Here is an 11,306-nt window from a genome sequence, read left to right on the forward strand (position 1 = left end):
AACGCGCCACCAGGGGCAACCCGTTCCATCCCCCACTGAGCACCATCTCAGTCGAGACGCGTCAGACCAAGATCTCATTCTGAAACGATCAGTTAGCCTTGGACTCCCCAACTCGCTTCGTCGTAGCGTCGGGTTGTTCGCATTCGTGGATCGCCATGGGGATTTTCGATGACGGGGAACAGCCGTAGCCGACGTTTGTTCAAGCCTTTCGCCGCTCTGTCGCTGGCCGCCGCGGCGGTCGGCATTTTCACCACGGGGGCGCGCATGTCGATGCCTCGGACAAGGGCCGGGTCGAGGTCATCGAACTCCGACTGAAGGACCTTGAGTTCGAGTCCGTCGACGTCGGCAAGGCGGGGCCGAGCCTGGGCGACATGAGCGTCTACTGCGCCACCGCGGTGGAGAACGGTCGCGTCGTCGGTCAGGGGGCCGGGACTGCTCAGGTCGTATACGTCAGCGGTGGAAAAGTCACGTCGCAGGCTGTGATCACGATCGAGCTCAAGCGTGGCTCGTTGACGATGCAATCGCTGCGGTCACAGGAGGCGAGTTCCCTCGACATGGCCATCACCGGCGGCACGGGCGCTTTCAAGGACGGGGCCTCCCCCTGAGTGGTGGACACGCTGATACTGGATCTGCTTGATCCGGAGGAAGCGAGAAGACCGCCGATGGCGATGAAGGACTACTCGGACGAGTTCAAGGCCGATGCCGTGGCCCTGTACGAGTCCACACCCGGGGCGATCTACAAGAGCATCGCCGCTGATCTGGGCGTCAACCGGGCGACCCTGCGTGAGTGGGTGCTGCGGGACCGCGAACGCCGGGGCGTCATCGCCGCGGTTGCGAAGCCGGGCGCCCCGCCTCGGGAGGCGGTGCCGTCCGCTGATCCGGACGAGCGGGTGCGGCAGTTGGAGGCCCGGGTGGCCGAGCTCGAGGCGAGTGAGCGCAAGCTCGCCACCGAGCGGGACATCCTCCGCAAGGCGGCCAAGTATTTCGCCGGAGAGACGAACTGGTGATCAGCCGCTTCCAGTTCGTTGACGACCATCGCAACACCTACGAGGTGAAGCGGCTCTGCCACGTCCTGGACGTGAACCGGTCCAGCTACTACAAGTGGCTCGCCGGCGCCGAGGCCCGGGCCACCCGGCAGCGGGAGGACCGGATCCTGGCTGAGGAGATCCGCGAGGTCCACGGCGAGTCCGGCGGCGCTTACGGCTCCCCGCGAGTGACGGCCGAACTCCGCGAAAAAGGGCGGCGGGTCAACGAGAAGAGGATCGCCCGGATCATGCGGACGTTCTCCATCACCGGCATCCGCCTGCGCAGACGCGTGCGCACCACCGTCCCGGACCCGGCAGCCTCACCGGTCCCGGACCTGTTCCAGCGGGACTTCACCGCTACCGAGCCGGGGCGCAAATACATGGGCGACATCACGTATCTCCCGCTCGCAGGCGGGAAGTTCCTTTATCTCGCGACCGTGCTGGACTGCTTCAGCCGCAAGGTCGTCGGCTGGTCCATCGCCGACCACATGCGCACCGGCCTGGTCGCCGACGCACTGCGGATGGCAGCCTCGACCCGTGGCCGCCTGGACGGCGCCGTGTTCCACTCCGACCACGGAGCGCAATACGGATCCCGGGCCTTCGCCGGCCTCTGCGACCAACTCGGGGTCACCCGGTCGATGGGCGCGGTCGGCACCAGCGCCGACAACGCGGCCTGCGAAAGCTTCCACGCCTCCCTCAAACGCGAGACCCTCCAGGGCGCCCACGACTACGGCGACTCCGACACCTGCCGCAGGGCCGTCTTCGCCTGGCTGACCCGCTACAACACCCGCCGCCGGCACTCCGCCAACGGCCACCTCAGCCCCAACGAATACGAACACCGACACCACACCGCTAAACTCACGCTCGCCGCGTGATCAATGACCGCGTGCCCACCTTCACGGGGGAAGGCCCGACGCCCGGGGCAGTGTGCGCTACTGGGACGTCAACACGCTTAAGGAGAGGCTGCGCGCCGAGATCCTGCACTGATGGAAAGGGGGCGCCGTGCTCGCAGCCTTTGCACCTCAGGTCGACCTCTGTCGTGGAGAGGTGCTCGATGCCGGGGCGAAACCAGTGGGGATGGAGCAGATGTCGCGGAAGCGGATTGTGGCATTGAGGACGGCTCGGGTCGGCGGGGCGGGTCAGATCGACGAACTCGCCGTGACAGGCCGCTCTCGGTGTCAGCTTCAGCTTCACTCTTCGGTAGGCGCCTGGGATTTGAAAGCGTGTCAGCGAGCCACGTCTTGGATGTGCAGGGGAGAGCGTCAAGGAGGCCCCCGACCGGCAAGGGCTGGTGGTACAAGCAAATTCCCCGGGCACGGCTGGTTTCTTCGAAAAGCAGCGAACGAAGCTGAAGGTCGCGAGGCGGGCCGTGGCCTCGAAACTGTGTGGGGGCGCAGTAGCCGACGTTCGCCCGAGCTTTGGTGACACGCGAGGCGGGTGGTGGCGATGCGGGAGAGCAGGGTGACATCAACTGCGTTTCAATAGCCGAGTGGTGGATGCCCAAGTCTCCGAAAGTTGCGCGCAACGCCCCGCTCTTGCGGTGGTAAGGGCTTGCACGTTCCGTAGCGGCATGTGGTCCGCTGGATGTGCGTCCTGATGCCTTGAGGAAGGTCCTTGCTCGTGCGTTCGTCTTTCATGCCGCCCCGCCAGGTCAAGATCGGTGACGCGGCGGCCTTCGCCGGCAGCACGCCACGGGCGATTCGTCACTACCATGAGATCGGCCTGCTCCCTGAGCCTGAGCGGGGCGGCGTTGACCGCCGCCGCTACGGGTACCAGGACATGATTCGCTTGCTGTGGATTCGAAAGATGGCCGACGCCGGGATCGCCCTGGACGACATTCGTGACGCCTTTGCCGCCGGCTCGGCTGCCCCTGGCGCGGAGTGCGCAGAAGGTATCGCAGGCGTCTTGGAGCGGCTGGAGGTAACCCTCGCCGAGCAGGAGGCTCAGGTGCGGAGTCAGCGGAGCGCCGTGCAGCGGATGCGAACCCAAGGCAGCCGCATGGGCCTGCTCTCCGACTTCGTCACCGAACGCCTCGAGAGCCTGCCCGAGGGCTCGCTGCGTCAGGCGGACCTGGACAGTCTGCTGGTCACCGAGCGGGTCTTTGGCCCGCTCGGCGCGGCAGCCCAGGCCACCCGCTTCATCGTCCTGGCCACGCATCCCACTCTGCGGGAGGTCTCCGACCGCATCGATGAGGCCGAGGAAGCACTCGATGACAGTGTCGCCGTCGATGACCCCCGGGTGGCTCAAGTGGCCGCCCAGCGGCACGCCTTCGAAAGCCTCCTGCAGGCCGCCATCGAGGAGTCCGGCTGGGGGAGCGACGACGACGCCCTGTTCGACGCCTGGAACATGTTGCATCTTGCCGATGCCGATGCCGATAACAGCGAGGGCGAGGCCGCCCTCGGCTCCGACAGGCGCGAGGCCGATTCCATGAGGGTGGTCGAAGCCATCGGCAAGATGCCCTACGACTTCTCCCCGGCCCGCCTGCGCTGTATGGAACTGGCCGAAGAGCTATCCGCTCAAGAGTCACCCGCTACCTACAACACACCTAGATCGTCCGAACGGAGCGGGTGATGCAGGTTGCGTCATGGCGGGCCTTCCGCGACCTGGGCGCCCGCGCCCGTATCCAGCTCGCCGCGGCGGACCTCAATAAACTCACCAGAGCCGTGAAACGTCGACGTAAGAAGATCCAGTACCACCCTGCCCTCGTCGATGGCTGCATCGCTGCCACTGGCCTGGGCACTGCTTCTCGGATCATGTGCGGAGCCAGATGGTGAGTGCTGCGAGGGTGATGGTGCCGAGGCAGATGTAGGCGCGTTTCTCGTAGCGGGTTGCGACGGCGCGGAAGCCCTTGAGGCGGTTGATGGCCCGTTCGACGGTGTTGCGTTTCTTGTAGCGCTCGCTGTCGAATCCGGTGGGCCGATCGCCGCGGGAGCCCGGATTGAGCCGGTGTCTTTGCTGGTCGAGGCGTTCGGGAGTGGTGTGCGGTATTCCGCGTCGTCGCAGGTAACGGCGGTCCTTTCGGAAGGTGTGGCCTTGTCGGCCAGCACGTGATCGGGTCGGCTGCGGGGCCGTCCAGCTCCGTTGCGGGGCACGGAAATCTGGCTCAGTACCCGCTCGAACTGAGGGCGGGCCGTCACCGTAGTGTCCGGGTGTCAGGACGAAGGTGAGGGGTCTGCACCGTCCATCGGCGGCGAGGTGGATTTTGGTGGTGAAGCCGCTCCTGGAACGTCCCAGGCATTCGCCGAGCGGACCGCCTCCGTCAGCCGAACGACCAGTTTCCGCAACACCGGATCACTTTGGTTCGTACCCAGGCCCGCCCCCTTTTGAGGGCGCGGGGCAGGCGGGGCCTTCCTCGCGCCGGCAGCATGCTGGTGAGCCCGCACCGCGGTGGAGTCCACCGAGATGTCCCAGTCGATCCGTCCCTCGGCATCCTCGGCGGCCTGGACGCGAGAGGGCAGCATCGCCCACGTCCCGTCCGCCGATCAGCGGCGATGACGTTTGTAGACCGTCTCCCAGGGTCCGAAGCGCTCCGGCAGATCACGCCACTGCACACCCGTCCGCACCCGGTACAGGACGCCGTTGATCACCCGCCGGTGGTCACTCCACCGGCCTTCACGCGCACCACCACGAGGCAGGAGCGACTCCAGGCGATCCCGCTCCGCATTCGTTCAGTCCCCACGGCCCATACACCCAGCCTGACCCAACATCCGTGTCAGGTCAGGAGATCCGAGAAACAGCGCCTGAGTCTGGACGCCGACCAACATCGGGGGTCGGTCCCGGATCACGCATCCCAGTCCGCATAGTCCCCGAGCGCCACGTCGTCGCAGAAGGTCTCCCAGAACCCGCCGGCCGCAATAGCGGTCCCGTCGACGCCGGAGATGAGCTCGCGCAACTCTTCCGCCACCTCCTCGCACCTTGCCTCGTCGCCCTCCGCATAGAACGGGAAGCGGGCCACGCGCCGCGTCGAAGGCGCCAGCCGACCGTCAGTTGCAGGTGCTGCGACGCGGGGTGCCTCGTGGCAAACCGCGTACTCTCGACGGCGTGCCACGCCATTCGAAGAAGCCCCGTAGGCTGATCGTCGACGACAGGGTGTACGTGTGGACTATGCGCCACAGCCACCGCAGGGACGATGACGGTCGGGCCGTGGACTGCCGCCAGGTCCTCGTCCTGTTCCCGCAACCGGTAGGCACCGGCGCACCGCTGCGCATTGTCTTCGCCGACGGCCCCGGCCGGTACGTCCCGGGCGGGGCCCCTTTCGGCTCCGGGGACGTGGGTCTCACTCGGGGTGCGAACCTGAACCTGCATGAGCCGGGTGCTGTCCGGGCCCTGCTCGACGTGGCGCTGGCCGGTGGATGGCAGCCGGAGGAGCGGCGAGCGGTGGAGGTCGACGGTTGGTCCCTCCTAGAGCCGGCGGCGGCCGCGCGAGCCGAGGACGCCGACACCGACAGCCCGTAGAGGATCCCCCCGGCAACTGGCACCGCCCGGTCGCGCCGACCAGCGCGGATCGCCTGTTCTGCCACGTCTACGGGCGCGGTGGTCGTCGGTTCTGGGACCAATGCGTGCCCCGGCCGGCCGTACTCGTCCGTCGCCGCCCACGAATCGGGCCGGACTCTGGGTGTCAACTCTTGCATGCTCCGCCCGCCGGACCGGGCCCTGTGCCCGCTGGCCGGCCGAGCAGGGCGAGACCATCCGGCAGATCGTCGAACGGGCCGGCGACAAGTGGGCCGTGCTGGTGATCAGCGCACTGGAGAACGGCCCCCTGCGCTACACCGACCTCCAGCGCTCCATCTCCGGCATCTCCCAGCGCATGCTCACCCATACCCTGCGCCAGCTGCGCCGCGACGGCCTGGTCACCCGCACCGCCTACCCCGAGGTTCCGCCGCGCGTCGAATACGAGCTGACCGAGCTGGGCGCCACGCTGCTCGACGCGGTCACCGCCCTGATCGACTGGGCGGGCGCCCACCACGACGAGATCACGCGCAACCGGGAGCACTACGACAACGAGCCCCTCGGCAGCTGATCCGCTCACCGGACCAGGTGCCTTGCAAGCACCTTCCAGGATCGCGATCCTTTACGACAGTCGTCGTGGCGCGCTTCTACGGGCAATACGTCAATGCGTCTCCGGGCGGGATGAATTCACAAACCTTCACCAGGTGTCCGCCTCACTTTTCTGCTTCTCCCTGCGCAGATTCCCTTGAACCATCACCGACCGCATCATCCCTGGAGGCGGTGATGAGTGGAGCGGACAAACTCGGTAATCTCGGGGCGCCACTGTCGCGGCGGTCCCTGCTCTCCGCGGGCGTTGCCGGATCGGCCACATAGACAAGCTCGACCCAGATCAGCTGCATGACCAAGTGCGCACCCTCGGCCGGGCCATCAACATCGTCGATCGCACCCCGCGGGCGGAGTTGCGGCCGTAAGGGCGCTGACCCTCGTCGCCCTCGCCAAGTAAGCCGACGTCCCCAGAAACGCCCGCGCCCAACGCCACGTGGGGGGAACCAGCAGCTGCGGACTGAACTGGCCACACGAGAGGGACACTTCGCTTGCTGCCCATATGACCGCAGCCGCTGTGGCCGTGAACCGAACACGAATCCGCGGGCGGGGAACGCAAGTGAGTTGAGCGCCACTCACACGCTCGGATACGCGAGACGTGCAGCAGGCCGTGCTCGAGTACGGAGCACGGCGCTGTACGCCGTGGCCGCTGTGAGCGTGGGACACCAGCGGTCACAAGCGTGCTGGGGGTTCCAGCCACTTGGCGGGGGTGTGGCCGACGATCGTCGGATGGCCGACGGAAGGCATGGGCTTCCAGGCTGGTGGCATGACAGAGCGTGCGCACGAGCCGGAGCCCCACACTTCCCGTCGGCCGCAGGCCGGAGCAGGGGACCGTGGGGACATCGGCCGGCGCAGGAGCGCGCTTTGGGAGTTCCTCGGCATGGCGCTCGTGGCGAGCGGCCTCTGTCTGGCTGTCGTCAGCCCTGACCTCCGCGCTGCCGTTGTGCACACGATCGCCGCGACGGCCGTCGAGCTGGCCCGCTGAGCCGAGCGCCACGTCCCCCCCTCGGGCCGATGCCCGCCGCTGCCGACGCGCTGCGCGTAAGACCACGTACGAAAGGAATCCTGTGAACACCGCATCCGCCTCGGAGGCGACGACGGGTGCCGAGTCTCTGCGCGTCCGCGAGACGCTCAAGGCGCTGCACGGGTACGTCCGCCCGCACCGGTGGGCCGTCGTACTCGGTCTGCTGTTGGCGCTGGTGGGGGCGGCCGGAGGACTGCTGCAGCCGCTGGCCACGAAGGCGCTGGTCGACCGGCTCTCATCCGGCGGCACGCTCACCGCCATCCTGCTGGCCCTGACCGTGCTGGTGCTGCTGAGCACGGTGGCCGAGGCGTTCGGCGCCTATGTGCTGGAGCGGACGGCCGAGTCGGTCGTCCTGGCCGCCCGCCGCAGCCTGATCGGCCGGCTGCTGCGGCTGCGGCTCTCGGCGGTGGACCGGATGCAGCCGGGCGATCTGATGTCGAGGGTGACCTCCGACACCACGCTGCTGCGGGCGGTGAGCACCCAGGCGGTGGTCAACGCCGCGACGGGGACACTGACGCTGATCGCGGCCATCGTCGTGATGGCCTTCCTCGATGCCCTGCTGCTCGGTGTCACACTCGGTGTGGTCGTGATCATCGGCGCGGGCGCCGCCCTGGTGATGCCGAGGATCGGGCAGGCCGCCGAGCGCTCCCAGGCCGCGGTCGGGGAGATGTCCACCGGCCTGGAGCGGGCCTTCGGCGCGTTCCGTACGGTGAAGACGTCCGGCGCGGAGGAGCGGGAGACCGCCCGCGTCGAGGCGTCGGCCCGACGCGCCTGGCGGCACGGCGTCCGCGGCGCGAAGTGGGAGGCCCTGCTGGGAACGGCGGACAACCTCGCCGTCGAGCTTGCGTTCCTCGCGGTGCTCGCCGTCGGCGGGGCGCGGGTGGCGTCCGGGGACATCCCCGTCTCCACGCTCATCGCCTTCCTGCTGTACCTGTTCTACCTGATGGAGCCGGTGTACAAGCTGGTCGAGGCCGCCTCGGCATACCAGGAGGGCGCGGCCGCGATATCCCGGATCAAGGAGGTGGACCGTCTGGCGGCGGAGCCGCCGGCCACGCACCTTCGGCCCCAGGCTTCGGCAGCGCTGAGGCGTCCGGCGTCGGTCCGCTTCGAGGACGTGTCCTTCCGCTACGGGCCCGGGCTGCCGTACATCCACCAGCAGGTGGACTTCGCGGTGCCCGGCGCGGGGATGACCGCCTTCGTCGGCCCCTCGGGTGCGGGCAAGTCGACGGTCTTCTCGCTCATCGAGCGGTTCTACGAGACGACCGGCGGACGCATCCTGGTCGACGGCACGGACATACGGCAGTGGCCGCTGTCCGAACTGCGGTCCGCCATCGGGTACGTCGAACAGGACGCACCGGTACTGGCCGGCACGCTGCGGGAGAACCTGGTCTTCAGCGCGCCCGGCGCGACAGACGACGACATCCGCGCCGTCCTCGCCCGGACCAGGCTCGACACCCTCGTCGACCGTCTCCCACACGGCCTGGACACCCTGGTCGGGCACCGCGGATCGAAGCTGTCCGGCGGTGAACGCCAGCGCGTCGCGATCGCCCGCGCGCTGTTGCGCAGGCCCTGGCTGCTGCTCCTGGACGAGGCGACCTCACAACTCGACGCGGTCAACGAGCTGGCGCTGCGGGACGTCATCGCCGAGACGGCACGCGAGACCACCATCCTGGTCGTGGCGCACCGCCTGTCCACGGTGACGGACGCCGACCGCATCGTCGTCATGGACGCCGGCAAGGTCCGCGCGATCGGCACCCATGAGGAACTGGTGGACCGGGACGAGCTGTACGCACGACTCGCCGCGACCCAGCTCCTGCTCCCGACCGGGCCTTCCGGCGGGTGAGAGGAGTGGCCCAAGGGCTGCCCCCACCGCAGGCGGGGGCAGCCCTACAGGGGGTGGCGCAGTGGCACCAGACATCCGTCGGATACCGGCGGACTATGCGACGCATGAGGCTGAGGCCAGCGCCGCATCACCAGGCCGTACGTCCCTCCGCGGTCTTCCCGCCACCTCACCTGGAGCCCCCAGGCCCGTCCTCATGGCCCAGGGCCAGTAAGTCCCGCTGACCAGAGCGGACGGCCACCGGCTCAACCTCACGCGGACGAGCATCGGCCGGCAGCCCGCGCCGCGCCCCGGACCGCTCGGCAGTCTCGCGCTTCACTGGCGAGACCACCCTCGGCACTGTCGCTCTGCTGTACGGCCACCACGGCCGGCCCTCGACACCTTTTTCACAGAGGGCTCAGCCCATCCGGACGGCTCCATCGAGTACATCGACATCGCCGACCCCGCGACGGGGAACGCCACGGACGAGAGGAGGGCCAAGGAGTCGGTTGTCGTCCGCCTGACCCGGCTGCCTCCCCACGCGGACGGCGTCGAGTTCGCCGTCAGCTCCTTCGACGGCAGCGCTCTCGGCACGGTATGGAGCGCGCGCTGCCGGCTTGTTGACGAGAGCCTGGGCCATGACGGCCCTCGGTGAGTCGGTGCGTGCACCACCTTCGCCGATCTCCTCGGCGGGCGCCTCTCCCGTCCACCCGTCCGACGACGCGTGCGGCCTCCCCCTCCTGGACGGAGTACCTGTCCAGGAGGCGGAGGCCGACGATCAGCGGAGCGTCCAGTCGGCGGCGCGGGGCCTGCCAGACGGGCGCGGTCACACAGGCCGGGCGCCCCGGCCCGGCGTCAACGGACGTACCTCGCCGGCTTGGTGGCGGCGTTGAGCAACGCCTCCAGCGGTCCGCGACGGAAGAAGCGCGACCAGACGGCGGCGAACACGATCGCCCCGAGGATGAACGTGAGCACAGGGATCCAGGACGCCTGGGTACTCTCACCGGCCGATACGCCGAGCATGGACTGGGCGAGGAAGTGGCCGACGTAGGCCGTCAGGGACATGGTGCCCACGGCGATGACGGGTTTCGCCAGGCTGCGCAGGCGCGGCAGGCGGTCCATGAGCATTGTCGCACCGACGATCACGAGGATGGCGACACCGACGCTGCCGATGATGTCGAAGGTGGTGCCGCTGTGCGGCCCGGCGGACAGCAGTTCCGAGGCCGCCCGCTGGGGGGCGTCGAAGGATCCGCTGTCGAAGGACGACGCCTTCTCCGACCCGGCGGACGACTTCCCGTCCTCCGCCATGCTGCGCAGCGCGTCCTTGCCCGCCAGGAGCAGGGACAGGCCGTACGCGCCGACGGTCAGGGCGGCGCCGAGCGAGGCCAGGCGACGCTGCACGGCAAGGGCCGACAGGTCCAGGCGGGCCAGCGCCATGCCGGCGACGACGAACGACATCCAGGTGATCGTCGGGTAGAAGCCGGTGAGCAGCAGGTCGAGCACACCGACCTCGCTGACCTTTTTGAGCGGGTCGTAGGTGTTGATGGTCTGCTGGACGGACTCGCTCAGCTGCGAGTTCAGGACGAACGCCAGCTGCGGTGTGATGAGCGCGAGCCCGGCCGCGGTGACCGCCAGTGCCTTGGCGGACAGCCGCAGCAGGGGCAGGGCCAGGAGGAAGTACACGCCGTAGAAGCCGAGGATGATCACTCCTCCGTACTCCATCGCCAGCACCGTGCCCAGAGCCAGCAGCACCACGGCGCGGATCGCGATCCGGGCCTTCGCCTGCCGGCCCGCCAAGCCGGTCTTCGGCTCACGACGGCCGGCGATCAGCATCAGCGAGAACCCGGCGAGGGTGGCGAACAAGGCCGACGAGTGCCCGTCGGCCAGATACCGGATCCAGGTGCCGACGCCGTGCGTGGACGAGAGGACCGGTCCGATGTGGACGATGTACATGCCGAACACCGCCAGCGCGCGGGCCAGGTCCACGCCGACCAGTCGTCCCATCGAGGGGCCGCCCGAAGGTTTCCCGGCGGAGTCGGGCGAGGCTGCGGGCACGGGAGGTGCGTTCTCCCGCGGAGCTGACGTCGCTCGCGGCGGCTGTATCTGTGTCATACGAGGAATCTCCCGGTGGGGCGGGGAGGCGGACCATCCGGCAGGTTTCGGTGGCATCCCCGCCGACCGGCCGGGGCCACCCCGCCGACCGGCGGGCCAGGGCGGACGGACCAGAGGTGGCGGTCGACGGCGGGCAGGAGGTCTTGGAAGGGAAGGTGGCCCCGCAGTCGGCCCCGCAGGCGGGTTCGCCGATGGCGGTCAACTGCCATGCCCCGTTGACGCGCGAGATCTTGGCCATGATCTGGGCGGTGTGCGGTACGAGGGCGACTGCCGC

The 11,306-nt window shown here is 68.7% G+C and carries 9 protein-coding genes and 2 pseudogenes; 8 read left to right on the forward strand and 3 right to left on the reverse strand.

The annotated features are described in order from the left end of the window. Positions 1–311: 311 nt before the first annotated feature. The 3 genes from ACWFRU_RS38850 to ACWFRU_RS38860 all read left to right on the forward strand — a co-directional run bounded on the left by ACWFRU_RS38850 (position 312) and on the right by ACWFRU_RS38860 (position 3,596). Positions 312–605 carry an allene oxide cyclase barrel-like domain-containing protein gene (locus ACWFRU_RS38850; protein WP_453693036.1) on the forward strand — a complete coding sequence of 98 codons (294 nt, stop codon included), beginning with the start codon at positions 312–314 and terminating at the stop codon, positions 603–605. Between the two features lie 57 nt (positions 606–662). Continuing rightward, positions 663–1,900, forward strand: a protein-coding gene (locus ACWFRU_RS38855; protein WP_453692982.1) for an IS3 family transposase whose coding sequence is annotated in 2 segments (ribosomal slippage) — positions 663–993 and positions 993–1,900 — 1,239 coding nt in all. Because the reading frame shifts where the segments join, the coding sequence is not laid out codon by codon here. 745 nt (positions 1,901–2,645) lie between these two features. Beyond that, a complete protein-coding gene (locus tag ACWFRU_RS38860; RefSeq protein WP_453693038.1) occupies positions 2,646–3,596 on the forward strand; it encodes a MerR family transcriptional regulator in 951 nt (316 codons plus the stop codon). 180 nt (positions 3,597–3,776) lie between these two features. Here the strand turns inward: ACWFRU_RS38860 and ACWFRU_RS38865 are convergent. Continuing rightward, positions 3,777–4,672 (reverse strand): annotated as a pseudogene (locus tag ACWFRU_RS38865) (IS5 family transposase). Positions 4,673–4,806: 134 nt separating this feature from the next. Continuing rightward, positions 4,807–4,980 carry a hypothetical protein gene (locus ACWFRU_RS38870; protein ID WP_453692984.1) on the reverse strand — a complete coding sequence of 58 codons (174 nt, stop codon included), beginning with the start codon at positions 4,978–4,980 and terminating at the stop codon, positions 4,807–4,809. A gap of 86 nt (positions 4,981–5,066) precedes the next feature. Between ACWFRU_RS38870 and ACWFRU_RS38875 the strand changes: the two genes are divergently transcribed. From ACWFRU_RS38875 to ACWFRU_RS38895, 5 genes and pseudogenes are all read left to right on the forward strand, one after another. Further along, positions 5,067–5,480: a hypothetical protein gene (locus ACWFRU_RS38875; RefSeq protein WP_453692986.1), complete on the forward strand. Its 414-nt coding sequence runs from the start codon at positions 5,067–5,069 to the stop codon at positions 5,478–5,480. A gap of 14 nt (positions 5,481–5,494) precedes the next feature. Then, a pseudogene (locus ACWFRU_RS38880) lies at positions 5,495–5,674 on the forward strand (NF041680 family putative transposase); the annotation flags it as partial. Continuing rightward, positions 5,641–6,045, forward strand: coding sequence for a winged helix-turn-helix transcriptional regulator (locus ACWFRU_RS38885; RefSeq protein ID WP_453692988.1), 405 nt, complete (start codon positions 5,641–5,643; stop codon positions 6,043–6,045). The pseudogene ACWFRU_RS38880 and the gene ACWFRU_RS38885, both read left to right, overlap by 34 nt. 798 nt (positions 6,046–6,843) lie before the next feature. Continuing rightward, a complete protein-coding gene (locus ACWFRU_RS38890) occupies positions 6,844–7,062 on the forward strand; it encodes a hypothetical protein (RefSeq protein ID WP_453692990.1) in 219 nt (72 codons plus the stop codon). 82 nt (positions 7,063–7,144) lie between these two features. After that, positions 7,145–8,944, forward strand: coding sequence for an ABC transporter ATP-binding protein (locus ACWFRU_RS38895; protein ID WP_453692992.1), 1,800 nt, complete (start codon positions 7,145–7,147; stop codon positions 8,942–8,944). A gap of 831 nt (positions 8,945–9,775) precedes the next feature. Here the strand turns inward: ACWFRU_RS38895 and ACWFRU_RS38900 are convergent. Further along, a complete protein-coding gene (locus tag ACWFRU_RS38900) occupies positions 9,776–11,032 on the reverse strand; it encodes a DUF418 domain-containing protein (protein WP_453692994.1) in 1,257 nt (418 codons plus the stop codon). Positions 11,033–11,306 lie beyond the last annotated feature (274 nt).

The sequence above is a fragment of the Streptomyces sp. NPDC055099 genome, from assembly GCF_053607685.1.

Bases quoted from the DNA above. Each gene is read 5' to 3' on its own strand.
- ACWFRU_RS38900 (WP_453692994.1), bottom strand. From the start codon at position 11,032: ATGACACAGATACAGCCGCCGCGAGCGACGTCAGCTCCGCGGGAGAAC.
- ACWFRU_RS38890 (WP_453692990.1), top strand. From the start codon at position 6,844: ATGACAGAGCGTGCGCACGAGCCGGAGCCCCACACTTCCCGTCGGCCG.